13 protein-coding genes are annotated in these 16491 nt (G+C 34.4%); 10 read left to right on the forward strand and 3 right to left on the reverse strand.

Annotated features, from left to right (window positions below):
* Window positions 1-115: 115 nt before the first annotated feature.
* The 10 genes from pyrC to CWS31_RS03810 all read left to right on the forward strand — a co-directional run bounded on the left by pyrC (window position 116) and on the right by CWS31_RS03810 (window position 12909).
* On the forward strand, window positions 116-1186 hold the full coding sequence (pyrC, locus tag CWS31_RS03765; protein WP_101344433.1) for a dihydroorotase: 1071 nt from the start codon (window positions 116-118) through the stop codon (window positions 1184-1186).
* Between the two features lie 123 nt (window positions 1187-1309).
* On the forward strand, window positions 1310-2200 hold the full coding sequence (locus CWS31_RS03770; protein ID WP_101344432.1) for a 6-carboxytetrahydropterin synthase: 891 nt from the start codon (window positions 1310-1312) through the stop codon (window positions 2198-2200).
* Window positions 2193-3170, forward strand: coding sequence for a M23 family metallopeptidase (locus CWS31_RS03775; protein ID WP_246143331.1), 978 nt, complete (start codon window positions 2193-2195; stop codon window positions 3168-3170). Before CWS31_RS03770 ends, CWS31_RS03775 begins: the two co-directional genes overlap by 8 nt.
* Window positions 3171-3205: 35 nt before the next feature.
* On the forward strand, window positions 3206-4039 hold the full coding sequence (locus tag CWS31_RS03780) for a hypothetical protein (protein WP_101344431.1): 834 nt from the start codon (window positions 3206-3208) through the stop codon (window positions 4037-4039).
* Window positions 4040-4144: 105 nt separating this feature from the next.
* Entirely contained in the window at window positions 4145-7150 is a 3006-nt protein-coding gene (locus CWS31_RS03785) for a coiled-coil domain-containing protein (RefSeq protein WP_101344430.1), read from the forward strand.
* Window positions 7137-8717 carry a hypothetical protein gene (locus CWS31_RS03790; RefSeq protein ID WP_101344429.1) on the forward strand — a complete coding sequence of 527 codons (1581 nt, stop codon included), beginning with the start codon at window positions 7137-7139 and terminating at the stop codon, window positions 8715-8717. Before CWS31_RS03785 ends, CWS31_RS03790 begins: the two co-directional genes overlap by 14 nt.
* Window positions 8717-9469, forward strand: a complete 753-nt coding sequence (locus tag CWS31_RS03795; protein WP_101344428.1) for a condensin complex protein MksE — start codon at window positions 8717-8719, stop codon at window positions 9467-9469. The genes CWS31_RS03790 and CWS31_RS03795 overlap by 1 nt, the downstream gene beginning before the upstream one ends.
* Window positions 9470-9560: 91 nt before the next feature.
* Window positions 9561-10091, forward strand: coding sequence for an REP-associated tyrosine transposase (locus tag CWS31_RS03800; RefSeq protein ID WP_101344427.1), 531 nt, complete (start codon window positions 9561-9563; stop codon window positions 10089-10091).
* Between the two features lie 611 nt (window positions 10092-10702).
* Window positions 10703-11944: a tyrosine-type recombinase/integrase gene (locus CWS31_RS03805; protein WP_101344426.1), complete on the forward strand. Its 1242-nt coding sequence runs from the start codon at window positions 10703-10705 to the stop codon at window positions 11942-11944.
* A gap of 83 nt (window positions 11945-12027) precedes the next feature.
* Complete coding sequence (locus CWS31_RS03810; RefSeq protein WP_246143333.1) at window positions 12028-12909, forward strand: tRNA (adenine(22)-N(1))-methyltransferase; 882 nt, start codon at window positions 12028-12030, stop codon at window positions 12907-12909.
* A 63-nt stretch (window positions 12910-12972) separates the two neighbouring features.
* On the opposite strand, the gene CWS31_RS03815 is transcribed toward CWS31_RS03810, so the two are convergent.
* The 3 genes from CWS31_RS03815 to CWS31_RS03825 all read right to left on the reverse strand — a co-directional run bounded on the left by CWS31_RS03815 (window position 12973) and on the right by CWS31_RS03825 (window position 16484).
* Window positions 12973-13377 (reverse strand): hypothetical protein, encoded by a 405-nt coding sequence (locus CWS31_RS03815; RefSeq protein ID WP_101344424.1) that lies wholly within the window; start codon window positions 13375-13377, stop codon window positions 12973-12975.
* A gap of 27 nt (window positions 13378-13404) precedes the next feature.
* Entirely contained in the window at window positions 13405-15759 is a 2355-nt protein-coding gene (locus tag CWS31_RS03820) for a UvrD-helicase domain-containing protein (RefSeq protein ID WP_101344423.1), read from the reverse strand.
* Between the two features lie 221 nt (window positions 15760-15980).
* Window positions 15981-16484: a regulatory protein RecX gene (locus CWS31_RS03825; RefSeq protein ID WP_101344422.1), complete on the reverse strand. Its 504-nt coding sequence runs from the start codon at window positions 16482-16484 to the stop codon at window positions 15981-15983.
* Window positions 16485-16491: the final 7 nt, after the last annotated feature.

Consider the following 16491-nt stretch of genomic DNA (forward strand, 5'->3'; position numbering starts at 1 on the left):
GTTACCGTAATGGTTTTGCGTTACATGAGATAAAGAATTTATAAAACAGTGGGTTATTGTCTTTTTAGTAAAATCCCCTGTATTCATCAAAATATATAAAGTTGGAAACATTAACATGTCACAAAGCAAAAATATTACTACTAATAATAGTGAAAATAGCGCCTTAACAATCATACGTCCTGATGATTGGCACGTACATTTACGTGATGGTGAGGTATTAAAAAATACTGTCGCAGATATTAGTCGTTATTTTGGTCGAGCGATTGTGATGCCAAATTTAGTTCCACCTGTTACAGATGCTAAATTAGCAAAAAGTTATTACGACCGTATTATGGCTGAACAACCAAAAGCCAGTTTCAAACCGTTAATGGTTTTGTATTTAACTGACAACACCACAGCACAAGATATTTTAGAGGCAAAAAAATCTGGTTTAGTTTACGCAGCTAAATTATATCCGGCAGGGGCTACCACTAATTCATCTTCAGGCGTCACTAATGTTAATAATTTAAGTGACGTTTTTGCAGCAATGCAAAGTGTTGAAATGCCGTTATTAGTGCATGGCGAAGTTACCACCCATGAAATTGATATTTTCGATAGAGAGCAAGTTTTTATCGAGACTGTTTTACAACCATTAGTAGCTAACTACCCAAACCTTAAAATAGTGTTAGAGCATATCACTACTAAAAACGCGGTCGATTTTGTCAAGGCAGCGGGTGATAATATTGGCGCAACTATTACAGTTCATCATTTATTATATAACCGTAACGACATGTTAGTTGGCGGTATTCGCCCACATTATTTCTGCTTACCTATTTTAAAGCGTAATATTCACCAACAAGCATTAAGAGAAGCTGCAACAAGTGGTAGTACAAAATTCTTTTTAGGTACAGATTCTGCGCCACATGCACAAAGTGCTAAAGAATCATCGTGTGGTTGCGCTGGTGTTTATTCAGCACATTCTGCTATTGAGTTATACGCCGAAGTCTTTGAACAAGAAAATGCGTTAGATAAGTTAGAAGGCTTTGCTAGTATTAACGGTGCTAATTTTTATCAACTACCAATAAACACTGACAAAATCACTTTAGTTAAAAAATCGTGGTCAGTACCTGCAACTATGAGTTTTGGTGATGATGTTGTAGTACCTGTTCGTGCTAACGATGAAATTTTGTGGCAAGTACAAGAATAATCTTCTATTTGCTAAAAAGTATTTATTAAATAGAGTTTTAGTTATACAAACTATTATTAAGTTAATTTAAACTTAAGCAAAGTTACATAAAGCAAACGTAGCAAACATAATTTAAGGAAAAAAATGCAATTATTTGTAGATGATCTTACCGTTATTGATTTTTCATACCTGTGTACAAAGCGTGGTATCGTCGGTGAAAGCTGGATTGTTGATGTATTACTCGAAGGCTCATTAAACGAAATGAGTATGGTGCTTGATTTTGCTGTGGTTAAAAAGCAAATTAAAGCAATTATTGATGATGCAGTTGATCATAAACTGTTATTACCAATACAAGAGAAAGCATTAACACTTGCCGAATCTTCACATAACGAAGGTCATCAAACAGTTGATTTTGTAAGTGATATTGCAAGTTATTATTTACAATCACCCAAATGTGCATTTGCTTCTATTGATTGTTTAACTATCAATATTGTTGAAGTTACCAAACATTTAACGGCAATAATTTTAGCTCAATTACCAAATAACGTAGCTGGTTTAACCTTAGTATTACGTCCTGAAGATATTCCAACGGATTATTATCATTATACCCACGGTTTAAAGTTACATGATGGTAATTGCCAACGTATTGCACATGGGCATCGCTCTAAAATTCAAATACTTGTAGATGGTAAAAGAGATGCAGCATTAGAGTCGGCTTGGTGTAAACGTTGGCAAGATATCTATATTGCTAGTGAAGCAGATAGAATTGGCAAAGATGATATTCAGTTATCAACCCAAGCTATGTGTAATTTAACACCCGATCACCAATATTTTAGTTATTTTGCACCACAAGGTCGATTTGACATTGCCGTAGAAACTAAAATATTAGATGTGGTCGATTGTGATTCAACGGTAGAATTACTTGCCGATTTTATTTTACGCCAAATTAAAGCTACGCACCCAGAATTAAGTAACAACACTGTTAAAGTTATTGCTTATGAAGGTGTAGCAAAAGGAGCAATTGTTTGTGGCTAATTTTCTTTTAAAAAATAAAACATTAGTGAATCTAGCTATTGTTGCTAGTTTTACTTTCTCTGTGCAACTCTATGCGCAGAGCGAACCTTCAAATAACACACAAAGTAAAACCAAAAGCTCAGCTAAAATAATTACTGAAGGTAGCACCGAAGTTAGCAATGGAGAAGAAGTAGTTATTGAGTCTAAAACAACCATTAAACATGAAATTACAAAAAGTGCGTTCAAGCTAACCGGTGAAATTGAGCAGGGTGGCCTAGTGGTTGGTAAAACGTTACCTAACAATAAGGTGATGTTAGACGACAAAGAGTTACCGGTTTCTGCAAACGGTGATTACACTTTTGGTTTTTCTCGTGATGATACAAAAAATTATAAACTAACCATTATTAGTGTTAATGGTGATCGGGTAGAGAAAATATTAACGCCATCTAAACGTGAATATAATATTCAACGAATTGAGGGTATTAAAAAAAGTATCATGCAACCTAATCCTGAAGCTATTGCACGCTCAAGACAAGACAGCAAACAAATTAAAGCGGCTCGAAAAATAGCTAGCTCAGATACTTATTTTGCCCAAGGTTTTATCCCACCAATCGAAGGAATTATCACTGGAGTTTACGGCAGCCAGCGTGTTTATAACGGCGTACCTAAAAACCCACATTATGGTTTAGACTATGCAGGCAACACCGGCGATCCGGTTAAAGCCCCCGCATCAGGTACTGTACTGTTATGGGTGCCAGATATGTTTTTTTCAGGCGGCACTATGATCATCGATCACGGCCAAGGTGTTAGCTCAACCTTTTTACATTTAAGTGATTCCTATGTAAAACAAGGTGATAAAGTAGAGCAAGGTCAAGTTGTGGCCGCCGTTGGTAAAAGTGGAAGAGCAACAGGCCCTCATTTAGATTGGCGTATTAATTGGTTTGATGTGAAAATTGATCCCGCATTGGTATTGAAGTTACAACCGCTTTAACGGGTGATTTCAATTTACACATTACTAAAGCATAAATGAACCTTCATCAATATCTAGTTAACATTGAAGCAAACAAAGCGATAAACCTTACCAAGTTCATCGCTGTTTTACCTGCACAACATAAGTTAAATTGGAAAAGTATATTTACCCATACACCAGCATCAGGTAGAAACCAATATCACTTAGCCGTTATTGACCAAATAAGCTTCAAGCAGCTGTTTGATACTTCTAAACCAAGCCATAACCGGGTTGATGCCGCCACTAAAGGCAATTCTCATACCCATAAAACATCAATGAGTTATTTACTTGTTTATCCTGATGTCTTTAACTGCTTGGTTCAATCAGATGTTATTAATCCTCAACCCCCTAAAGTCGTTGTTTGTGACAAGAAAAAGTGTTCAATGTCATTCAAACCACAAAAGCGCTTAATAATTATAGAAAACCAAGAAACTTTTTTTCGTTATCAGGCTTTTATACTTCGATTACGTAACGATATTACTGACAATAATAAATCTGTTGATATCGCTTTTGGAAGTGGTAATAGTGTCACAAATAGTTTTAATTCAATGTATTTCAACCAATATGATGAGGTATTATGTTGCTTTGATTACGATCTTGGTGGCCTAACTATGTTTGCATCGTTACAAAAAATGATTTCAACTAAATTGACTTTTGTTTTGCCTGATAAAGCACTGTTAACCGATGAAGCATTTATAACATCACACTTTAAAAAATCACCAAAACATGAACAAGATTGGAGACAGGCAATAACTTTAGCTAAACATCTAGGCTTTGAAAATTTAGCACAAGCTTTTGCGCACAGTAAAAAATTTATGGAACAAGAAGTCTACTTATCAGACTCATTTTAAAAGATATTAAACAATATCATTGTCAAATTTATCGCTCTGCCATCATTGTATTGGCATACTTAACTATATAAATAGCTAAACATTTACAGGAAGAAAAAGTTACTAATGTCATCACAATACAAATTTGAAATTAAGCGGATGGTACTCGTTGACTCAGCGGGATTTTGCTATGTTGAATTACCTGTAGACGAACACGCCATTTTACTTGCTGATGGTAATATTGGTAAATCGAGTATCTTAAACTCATTACGTTTATTTTTATTACCTGAAAATAACTTTAAAAATTCAAAAAATAAATTTGCTTTTAGCACGCCTAAAAATGATGGCTTTTATGATAACGAAGAAAGCTATAATCATTATTTCCCCAGCAAATACAGTTTTTTAATTTTGGAAGTAAGTCATCAACATGCAGGTAGTGTTTATAACCATTGTCAGATATTACACCCAAGTAGCGGCTATTTAACTTATAGTCGAATTTTTACCCCATTAGCGTTTGACGACATTCGTCATTTGTTCTGGCAACTTGATGGTGATGAAGACGGTATCGGCTTTCGCGCCGATAGTTTAAGCAGTAGTGAAGTTTTCAAACAACTTAAAGCTATTACCAAAGAAACAATATCGATTAAAGACACCACCAAACTCAAAGAATTATTATATGCAAATGAGCAACTTGTCCCGCAAAATATGCGCTACAGTGTTTTTCCGTTAGCCGAATGTGACGACGCTCGAATTGAATCGTTACGTACATTGGTTTTGTTATTATTTGAAATGAACTCTAGCAGTGGCGGCGTTGCTAAAGCCGTTGCCAATATTATTGAAGCAGATAAAAAGTTTACCAGCGATATTCTAGATTTTAATATCGATCAGTTTTTAGCAAAACATGATGAGCTAAAACAACAAGAACTTGAACTAACTAAAATTGCTAACTTAGAAACTAAGTACCAAAGCTTACAAGATAACTTTGTTCAGTACGCGCGTTTTCAATTAGCCGACAAAGACTTTGCAGGTTTTTATAAGTCGCTAACATTACAACTTAATGAACAAAAAATTCATCAACAAAAAGCGGCAGATGCAGTTACTGAAATTAGCAATGAGCTAACCGATCAAAAATCAATATTACAATCTATCAATGTCAGCTTAAAAGCCGAGCAAATTGAACAAAATAAACTTAATACAAAACAAACAAATTTAACCAAGGCGTTAGATAAAGCACAGTTATTATTAGCTGGCTATCCAGACAAACCCGTTACTGAAGTGATTGAATGGTTCAATGATGACATTGCCACCATGAAAGAGGATTTATCTGCGCACCAAGACAGCAACGCCAGTATCAACCGCATAGCTAAACTTGAGGCCAATATCCGTCGCAATGAAGCAGAGCAACAACGATTAATAACCCGAATTAACACCCAAGAATATTCTCTTAATAACCAATTACCTAAAACCACTTGGCAAGTTTATGCTGCGATAAATAAACGCTTAGCTTTAGCTAACCCAGGTGAAAACTTAACAGCACAACAATTAAGTGCTTTTACAAATTTCGCTGAGTTATTCACCGTAAAAAGTGATGCGGTGACTTTATTTGATGAATCCTTTTATCAGCAATCACAAGAACTTAATGATGATAGTCAATTGCGCTTAACAGATGTTGAAGCTGAACTTCGTAGTGATAAACAGTCACTGAATGCCTTAGTTGAGTCTCAACAAAATAGTGTAGCCAATGCTGGTGAAATAAAACGTTTAACACGTGATATAAAACTTGCCGAAGAAGAGTTAATCACGCTTAAAAACCTTGAATACAATAATAGGCATTTAGAGGAAGTTAAGCTAGATCTTGAAGGCGTTGAACGCCGTGTTGCGCAGATGCTTGCTGAGCAAAGTAAAGCACAAGAATATTTTGCCAGATGCCAGGAAACTACCGAGCAAGCCAAACAAAATAGACAAATTATTGCTAATCAAGTGAATGATTTAGTTCAATTACAAAAACAATCTGACAGCATTAAAACACGCTATCCTCGTTGTGTACAAGCTATCGAAAAAGGTATTTCATCAACACGAGAGTTTGAAATAACGCCAGTTGAATTAAATGAAATAGAACAACAACTTGCCTCATTAACTGAACTTAATTTACAGTTACAAAAGGGCTTATGTAATTTTGTATTAGAGCAAGTTATAGTTGATAAACAAGGGATTATGAACGAAGCGCCAAGTTTTTCAGTGGTACGAAAAACCTTTGAAGCGTTAAGTGATGTTTATACTAACCTAGCAGCACGTCAAACCATGTTAAACGAACAGATTTACGTTCATAATGAATCTGTACAAAGCTATATGAATTTACTCCAACAAAATTTTGATTATATTAAAGATTTTGAGACTGGTTTAAACCGTGATTTTGCTAAAATTAGCATTAATGATCTTGACGGTATAAGCGTACAAATTCATATTGATAAACGCTTTGAAAACCTAGTACAAGAATTACAACATGTAGATTTATATGCCGAACAATTAATCTCTGATAATTTTTATGCTAGGTTACGTGCCTTTGCCAACTCTGGTATATTCGCTAATGGTGCTAATTCAACGAGTAACCAGCGATTGACTATGGATAAAATCATTGAGAACTTATCCTATAAAACACGTAAAAAAGATCAAACGCAATGGCAAAGTAAACAGCAATCAAATTCAACTACGGCACTTATAAACCTCAAATTAGTACAAATTCTACTTAAACGCCTACGTGCTAGTGGTTATGATTTATTATTACCATTAGTACTTGATGAGATAGCAACCGTTGATATCAAACAATTTGACTGGTTACTTGACGATATTAAAGCCAGTGGTTTTAATTTATTTGCTGCATCTACACATAGTGCAAGTTCACAGCTCATATATAAAATTGGTCGTTATCATGAAATTGGCGCAATGCGCACCCAAAAGCCTTATTCAAAAGAACGTACTTTAGTTTACTGGGGCGGGGCTGAGTTGTTCAGCTCACTTGCAGATAATGGTGGAAATCAATTAGTTGGTAATCAAACTAACGAAGATCAACTTGGTTTATTAATGGGCTTAGAAGAAGGTGTATTTGAGGAAAGTGATAGTGCCTCAGAATAAAAATCAAAAGCCTCAATCGATAACAAAAATTGTGCAAAGCCCTGTAACAGCAAGCTTACATAAAAAACAGAGCGATAAAAAATTTAATACTATTGAAACGTTGCGCATTTTATTAGAGCATCCAAGTATTATGTTTAACGTTATTCGTATTATGGATAACAATAAAGTACGTTTTATAAATGAATCAACTTTAGCGCAAGAAATTTTACAATACTCAAGCAAACTCATTGATACCGAGAGACAGAGAATAACCTTAGCGTTTGATACTGATAATCTTTTGCAAAGTCATATTTTAATGGATAAAGACATTTATCAAGGAACATGTCGCTTAAGTTTTCAAGAAGGTATCATCAGTTTATTTCGTTTATGTGAAAACTCACTTTACCAAGAATTAACTGACACAAAATTAAAATCTCGACTTGCTTCGCTTTGGCGATTGCAAGAGCGAGTAAATAATGCCGAATTATCTTTTATTGATAATGATCCCGATTATTTAGAGTTTATTGATGATTTAGTTCAACAATTAAGTGAGTTATTAAGTTTATTAAAACAAAATATTGATCGTATGCAAGGACTAGGCAAAGATTTAGAAGCCATGTCGAGTCAAACGTTTACCGAATTATTAGCAAGTGATCAAAATTCTAATCAAAACGTGAATAATAATGGTGTGGATGGCTGGGATATTAAAACTAATCATCTTCTTGGTAATGAACATAAAGAAAAAATGCTAGCCCGTATTAGTCATTTATTTGAACGCCACATAAAGCCAACTCAAAATTTTTTAAACCACAGTACGCGTTTAGCCAAAGGCACAAATTTATTTGCTACTTTAAACAATTTTAAGCAAGCTTTTGCGAGTAATGATAAACATGCTCTAAGCTCACAAATGTTACGTTACAGTATGAGTTTTAGTAATATATTTGTGCCAATTACCGAAGTTGCTCACCAAGTTGACCAGTTTTTACGTAAAACACGCTCAGCATTATTGCAAAGTAATGCGATGGAACATTTTCATCAAAAACTTATGTCAGCTTATGATAAAACCTTAGATCGTAATTTAAACAAAACGAAAATTGATAATAACTTAGTAAAAGACTTTGATTTTATTAATAGTTTTAAGCGAGTTAACAAATTAAAAGATTTTAGAGTAGGGCATTCAACCAGCTATTTTAATAACTTATTTACAGAGTTATCACTACGCCTTGAAGCTTTAAATCTTGATGGATTATTAACAAGCAATAACGAAAATTTCAACTTAACCGCAGTTATTGATGATCGAGAATCAATAATATTAAAACGTGCTTTGGCCATGTTTGAACATTTAAATGTGATTAAACTTCGGGAAAGTAAAGACTTAACAGCTATGTTGCATTATCGATTAAGTGATAGTTTTAGCGATTATTGTTTAGCTGATTTAATTGGTGCGTGTCAGTTAATGCAAGAAAAGCAAAATAACTTCATATTGAAAACGGTAAACCAAAAAGCTTATTTGCGTTTTAACGATGAAATTTATATTTATCGCCGTAAAAAAGTAATTGCTAAGCAAAGCCAAGAGACAACAATATAATGAATATCGATCTTCAAAATACCAATGAGCACACTCAAAAATCAGATAACGATTCCGACAATATTGCGGAGCAAGATTTAACTGAGCAGAAAATATCAGAACAAGGCTTATCTGAACAGGATTTAGATGAGCAAGAAGATTTTGAAAATAAATTAAACAATCCAGTTCAACAATCCACAACAAGTTTTGACCTGGTAAACGCTCAACAAAGCGCGGCAATTTTTAGACAGTTCAATCAAGGTAAAGTAATTACCAAATTAGTGTTTGATGATATTAATGCTAAGAATATTGATAATGCGTTATTTACTTGTTTATTTAATTCATCACAACATTTTGAGTTGTTATATCAACATTTAGGTTACGAACTGTGTTTACACAGCGCGGGTGATTTTTATTATGTACGTGAACTTCGAGCAGACAGCAGCGATGAAGCTGATGATAATGCTTTAAAAGTACAGGCCATTTTATTACAGCTTGGTAGATATTACAGTCAAACTGGCCGTGAGCTTGAACAATTATGCCAAATACAATTTGGTTTTAATGAAACTGATTTAATGGTGTTATCAAAAGATGATGAATCTTTAGCTATATTAAAAGCCATAAAAATTGAGAATTGGTCTAAAGCGGTAGATTTTATTACGAGTAGAAACTTTGCTTATAAAACCGGTAGCAACAGTTGGTTTATTAGCTCAGCAGGAAAAGCATTCTTATTTAACTTAGTTGAACAATATAGTCAATTTGAGCAAGGTTAGTAGGAGTACTGAGTGGAACTCGTTCCCACGCTCTGCGTGGTAATGAATAGTTAGCTATAATAAGGATTAAAGCTAATACGAAGAGTAATTTATGGGCAGGGATCGCTACAAAGTTATACAAGAAAATACTCCACATTTCATTACGTTAACTGTACTGCATTGGATACCTGTTTTTACCAGGTCAGCTACTGTAGATATTATTTTTGATTCATTACGTTTTTTAATGAATCAAGGTTTAAAAGTTCACGCCTATGTAATTCTTGAAAACCATTTACACTTGGTTGTACAAAGTGAACAGATATCAAAAGATATCGCTCGTTTTAAGTCTTTTACTGCAAAGCAGTTAATTGCCTATTTAACTGAGAATAATGTTAAAACGATATTAGACCAATTAGCGTTTTATAAAAAAGCACATAAAAGTGATCGTAGTTATCAGTTTTGGCAAGAAGGTATGCATCCTGAATTTATTCAAAACGATGCGATGATGAGACAAAAAATAGAATATATCCATAATAATCCGGTTAAACGCGGTTATGTTGATAAAGCTGAGCATTGGCGTTATTCAAGTGCACGTGATTATGCTGGAGAAATTGGTTTACTGGATGTCTGTAAAGATTGGTAACTGATAAAACAATATGAATTACCACGCGGAGCGTGGGAACTAGAAAAGCTTCGCGATTTGAAATCCCGTCTACAGTAGTTTCATCTATTAAAGTACTTGAGGCTGGAACTTGTTAGCGCTTATTTTTTAGAACTCGTTCCCATGCTTTGCGTGGGAATGTATATCGGTAAAATAGATAAACGGTTAAGTTCTAACACAAATAAAATTGGTTTTGTTGTAATAGTCATAGTGCTATGAATTACCACGCGGAGCGTGGGAACTAGATTGAAGCTCAAGTTGTAAATTGGTGATCGGACGCCATTTAATGATTTTCATAATCTGGATAATGACAGGGACAACCACCCTTTAATAAAATACACTCACTATGTCCGATACTCTTCAGTATTGGACATAGTTGATATATTGATTTAAACTAGCTTTGTTCCTGTAATCATACTAATAATTTAAAATTAAGCTATTTCAAACTTTGACTTAAATTAGTATGTTTACAAGGTTAAAAACCCTTAATATAAATTTTTTACTTAACTCATGTTAATTATTTATTAAGTATTATATAAAGCTAACAAATACTCAGCAAAAATAATTATGATAACTTGGATAATATCTCTCAAATGCCATTAACTAAACCTGTTCCTTTATATCCTACTTATGTTGATCTGTGTGAATTCGATTTTGAAGATTATCCTGAGTTAACAAAGATATTCTCAGCTAACGAATCTTGGTGGCTTGAACAATTTAATTGGGGAAAATTATTTCTAGATTATATAGGTAGAAATAAATCATCGCATACTTATGAGCGCTTTCGAAATGACGTTGAACGTTTTTTGTTATGGTCGTTTATCGTTAAACAAAAACCAATTGACCAATTACGTAAATCAGATTTACTTGAGTATGCTGATTTTTGTTGGCAACCACCAGTAACTTGGATTGGCACTTCAAATCAAGAACGTTTTAAAATAACCAACGGCTATTCGGCTGCTAATGAACATTGGTTTCCATTTAAGATTCAAGCACCTAAAAGTTTAAAAGCTGATTTTGTTGTTGATAAGAAAAAATACCGACCATCTCAACAAACACTTTCATCAATGTTTACCGCTATTATCGTTTTCTATAATCATTTAATGGCTGAAGATATTTGTATTGGTAATCCAGCACAAATAGCTAAAAAAGATTGTCGCCACTTTATTATCGATTCACAAGTTAAAGAAATTAAACGTTTAACTGCTAGCCAATGGCAATACGTGCTAGATACTGCAGTAGAAATGGCAGATGAAAACCCTATGTTCGAGCGTAATTTATTTGTAATCGCAGCACTTAAAACCCTATTTTTAAGAATATCAGAGCTATCAGAACGTGAAACTTGGTCACCAACTATGGGACATTTTTGGCAAGATGACGATGAAAATTGGTGGTTGAAAGTGTTCGGAAAAAGCCGTAAATTACGTGATATTACCGTGCCAACTGACTTTTTGCCCTTTTTAGAGCGCTATCGTGCATCACGTAGTTTGTTAGGTTTACCTGCAAGTAATGAAAATTCTGTACTGGTTGAAAAAGTTCGCGGGCAAGGAGGAATGACTTCACGTCATTTACGTCGAATTGTTCAAAGTGTATTCGATCAAGCCTATGAAAATATGCGTATTTCTGAAGGTCCAAATAAAGCATTAAAACTTAAAGAAGCTTCTGCTCACTGGCTTAGACACACTGGCGCTAGTATGGAAATTGAACGTGGGCGCCCTCTTAAAGATATTTCTGAAGATCTTGGTCACGCTAGTATGGCAACAACAGACACCGTTTACGTGCAAAGTGAAAACAAAAAACGTGCTGAAAGTGGTAAAAAACGTAAGGTTGATTGATGTTTTTTATGTTAAAAAACAAAAAATCTAATTGAGCGCCCTGCTTATCAACTTTTTAGACTGCTACTAATATGAGCTATGATTTGAAATTAAGTAAACGTTTACAACAAATAAATGATTTAGCCGTACCTAGTTTTCAAGCAGACAACACGAGCTATGATCACATCTGGGATTGCTGTTGTGATCATGGCTTACTTGGCTTTTCATTATTATCATATACCACTAGTCAGAGCTCTATTAGTAAAGTTCACTTTGTCGATATTGTGCCTGAGCTTATGCAAAAGATTGAAGTAAAGCTACATCGATTTTATGCTAATTCTGATGATAAAAACAGCAAGGATAACCAACAATGGCAAGTACATTGTTTGGATGTCGCTAAACTTCCGCTGAATAATTACGCAGGTAAACATTTAGTTATTATTGCCGGTATTGGTGGCGATTTAATGATAAAATTTATTGAGGAAATTAATCAACAATACAAACATTTAACTATCGATTACTTACTTTGTCCTGTACATCATCAATATGCATTACGCGAGAAGTTAATTGCTCTCGATTTTAGTTTAAAAGATGAAGTTTTGGTTGAAGATAATCAGCGTTTTTATGAAATATTATTGTTGTCATCCTTATCCCCAGCGTCAATTTCAACGACAGCTCAAACATCAAATTCAATAGAAGGCAAAGTCTGTGCGGTAGGCGATAAAATTTGGCGTTTCGAATCAAATGAGCAAGCTGACATTACAAAAAGATACCTCACTAAAACACTTAACCATTACTTACGTATGCAACAGGGATTGCAAAAACGTGAGCAAGAAAGTCTATCAAAAAGAACAACGTCGAAAGAAACAGTGTTTGAAAAGACGTTAGAAAAATCAGTTTTAGAAAAGGAAATGGCAGAGACTACAAAAAACAACTTACGCGATGTTCAGCGTATTATCTCCGATTATAGGACTGTAAAACTATAATTTGTCACATTTTACGATGAAGTTATCGACAAATAACTTGTTCAAAGACAAATAAATATAGTGTTATTGTTGGTGTATTAATCCAGTATCTGCTCTTTCAAAACCATGACAGATATAATCAACATTAGGTCTTTTTTTCTTAGCCATTTGATGAAAGTGTTCAAAACCGACGGAAAAAGCAAATGGGTTGGCGTTATAATCGGCATAAGATTGATCATTTCCGTTCGCAGCTTCTCGAATACCTGAAGCGAAAGAGCTTAAGAAGTCATCACGGTTGTTGAGTAAAATAGTAATTTCATCGCCCTTTCCGTCGACTAATTCTAACGCCCCCAGATCAATATACTTATTAACCACCGCACGATTAAAAAAACCTCGGTATTGCTCAGTTTCAACGTCATAAAAAACAACTGAATTGTCACTCGCTTCCATTAGCGATACAAATAATTCTCTAACTTTTTTTGAAATCACAGGTACTCCTTGGTGTTTATTTTTACTTTATTTTTTCTTTTTTGAGATTTTTTTTAATGCATTAAACTTATCTGACATGAGTTGTAGATCATAACTTGGCGATAACAACTCTTCTATAAAGGCCGAGGGTTTATTAGGATCGGCAATAAGATAAACTTTTTTCTTTGCTCGAGTCAGCGCTACATAAAATAACCGGCGCTCTTCAGAGTGTTCAAAACCATCACTTATCGGCAGTAATGCTTCTAATATTGCATCTTCTTTATTCGTACTTGGAAAACCAGAATTACCACTAAATAATCCAACAATTATACAATAATCGGCTTCTAAACCTTTAGCACTGTGAAATGTCCAATAATGGATGTTATTGGAATTCTCGTGATTAAATTGATTTGACTGCTTTGGTTGATAGGGCTGATTTTTATCAACAAAATGCGAAGCCGACAATTCAGTTTTCGCATTATCAAGTAGATAACGATAACGCGCTAAAATAGCAATTTTTCCATCAGGGTCATTGTCTCGTATACGTTTAACAATTTGGCTAATGCGTGCATTTATACTTTTATCAATACCGTTATCACTAGCTTTACCTAAGTTTTTATTTTCACAGTCTATTAAGAAAACTTGTGATTGCTCAACCTTTGCGTGAGCATCTATCTGCTTAGTATATTGCTCAGGGTTTTGCATCACAAATTGCCCTGCTGTATCTGCAATACTGTTGTTATACCTAAAGGTTTTTTGAAGCGTTGTTAAACTATGGCTACCCATGTATTTTTCAAATTGAGTAATTAGATCTAACTTACCACCAGAAAAGCGATAGATAGATTGCCAATCATCACCAACCACTGTCAGTTTAGGTCGTGGCCCCTTATTAATGATTGCAGATAATAAGTGCATTCTTGCAGAAGAGATATCTTGAAATTCATCAACCAGAATATCACTCCACGGCGGAGTAAAGTGGCCATTATTTATCTGTGTAAACGCATTGCTGATCATATCGTCAAAATCAATCGCGCCTTGCTTGTTTAATTCTGAACTATAAGCTTGCACTAGAGCGTTGAGAAAATCAGCGGATTCAGTTATTTTTGCTTTGTTTACGTTATCTAAGCTAGCATTAGTATTACCATTACCATGAAATAATCGACTTTCTATTTGAGTTTTATCAAGTTGTTCAACTCTGATGGCTTGTAAATAGGTGAAACAGTTTTTAACTATTTTAGTTAATAAACCAGATGATTTTAATGCTTCGATGACTTGCTCACTACTTAAGTGAGCTCTTAAATAATCTCTAGCTAGTTCAATAACAAATTTGTCAGCCTTAAATAAAGTGGTTAAATTGAGTAAGCCTTCTAACGAACTTTCGTTTTGGCTTATAAGGTCTTCTAACCAATGAGAAAACCAACGTTCTAACAGCGCACTATCAGTAGCAAAACTTGATAATTTGGTGTTTTCATTTACCGCGTTTAATATTTTCAAGCCAAGTGCGTGAAAGGTTAAAATAGAAGGCGAATCACACCTTACGCCATAACTTGTTTTTCGTCTTTCTAATCTCTCTTTAAGCTCGCTCGCGGCAGCATTGTTATAGGCGAGGATCAAAACTTTATCTGCAGGGACTTTCAGATGAATAATTAAATGCAGCGCTTTAGCAACCATTACCGAGGTTTTACCGGTTCCTGCCGCGGCTAAAATAAGGTTGTAATCATTATTTCGTATCACGGCTAAGCGCTGCTCATTTGTCAGTGGATTAGCTTCGATACGATCAAAAAAGTCAGCATACTTACTCAATAATTTTCGTTCGTAACTTTGTCGATAACTTTCTACACTTTTGATATCGGGCAATCTTGAAATCACATCAATCTTAGATAATTGCTTTGCAGATAAAATACTTTGCCAACGTGTTTTAGAGGCTAGGTAGTTTGTAATACAAGGCGTTATTGAAAAATGTAATGCTGGAACCACTGAGTCTCGTAAGTATTGAGTCATCGCTTGTTGATGAAAAACGTCTGCATGGCGCTCTATATTATCGCTTATCTCTTTATATAAATTGAGTTTGGCTTGTTGATTAAATAAGTTAGCGCTGCGTGCATTAAGTCCCCATATTTTTGACACATGACTTTTAGTGCTTTGCTTTGAGTCCTTAGCTGAATATTTAACAGAGCTTAAATCAGCCGTTATCTTAGCTTTATCTGTAGCATAAGTACTGATAACAAGGGTTTTACCGAAAATAGTGGATTCAATAAAAGGAAAGTCTGTTAATTGGTTAACGGTGATGGTTTGAGAATTTTTATCGATATCAACTAAAGATATACCCGCTGCAGATACGGTAATACTTTTGGCTTTACCAAACCATTTACCCCAAAAATTACGGTATAAAATATATGACATCTTAAGAATACTGAACGCTGTTTAAGCGTATAGAAACGATATTACTATACCTGTAGCTGTTATAAGTATAAGAGTTAGGGTTAGGTCTGTTTTTGCTAATTAACTTGAGGTTTATTTTATGGAACATTAACTGGATCTGTATTTTATTCATCGATATGTCATTATACCTTTAAGACTGTATAAAATAACAGTACCACAATAAATTAGATTAATTACTTGAATTAGTATTCGTCTGGCGAGTAACTCACCGCTTTATTGGCAATAGTGTATGAAAACCCTTTAGAAATTAAATGCCTCATCGCTTTTTGTTTTAGTTTGATGTCTTCAATTGGCTCGTCACCAAACTTACGAATTTTGAGTATTAGTGCTTTCTCAAAATAATCGCTTTCACTAGTATTTAAAGTAGCCACACAGTCGTTAATAATTTGTGCACTAAACCCCTTTACATAAAGCTTTTCTTTGATTTTATTGACGCCGATATTTCTTTCTGACAAGCTTTCAGTTAAACGCTGCGCATAACGGCTATCATTAATAATATCACGCTCAATCAGGTAATTTAACGCGGCTTCGTTATACTGGGTGTCATCTTTAAACAGTAAATTAGCTTTTTGTAATAAAGTTTTTTCTGAGTAATCACCATAGCGCTCAATCATCCAAATCATGTAGCCTTTGACACGTTCAAATGAAATTTCTTGCGGTTTGGCATTTTGTTTTTTGTTATACATAACTTAC

Origin of the sequence: Colwellia echini (assembly GCF_002843355.2) — a bacterium.
In the GTDB taxonomy this organism is placed as follows: domain Bacteria; phylum Pseudomonadota; class Gammaproteobacteria; order Enterobacterales; family Alteromonadaceae; genus Colwellia; species Colwellia echini.

What these genes read in the sequence shown, in the direction of transcription:
- pyrC (WP_101344433.1), top strand. Translation starts at nt 116, where the DNA reads ATGTCACAAAGCAAAAATATTACTACTAATAATAGTGAAAATAGCGCC.
- CWS31_RS03770 (WP_101344432.1), top strand. Translation starts at nt 1,310, where the DNA reads ATGCAATTATTTGTAGATGATCTTACCGTTATTGATTTTTCATACCTG.
- CWS31_RS03780 (WP_101344431.1), top strand. Translation starts at nt 3,206, where the DNA reads ATGAACCTTCATCAATATCTAGTTAACATTGAAGCAAACAAAGCGATA.
- CWS31_RS03785 (WP_101344430.1), top strand. Translation starts at nt 4,145, where the DNA reads ATGTCATCACAATACAAATTTGAAATTAAGCGGATGGTACTCGTTGAC.
- CWS31_RS03795 (WP_101344428.1), top strand. Translation starts at nt 8,717, where the DNA reads ATGAATATCGATCTTCAAAATACCAATGAGCACACTCAAAAATCAGAT.
- CWS31_RS03800 (WP_101344427.1), top strand. Translation starts at nt 9,561, where the DNA reads ATGGGCAGGGATCGCTACAAAGTTATACAAGAAAATACTCCACATTTC.
- CWS31_RS03805 (WP_101344426.1), top strand. Translation starts at nt 10,703, where the DNA reads ATGCCATTAACTAAACCTGTTCCTTTATATCCTACTTATGTTGATCTG.
- CWS31_RS03820 (WP_101344423.1), bottom strand. Translation starts at nt 15,759, where the DNA reads ATGTCATATATTTTATACCGTAATTTTTGGGGTAAATGGTTTGGTAAA.
- CWS31_RS03825 (WP_101344422.1), bottom strand. Translation starts at nt 16,484, where the DNA reads ATGTATAACAAAAAACAAAATGCCAAACCGCAAGAAATTTCATTTGAA.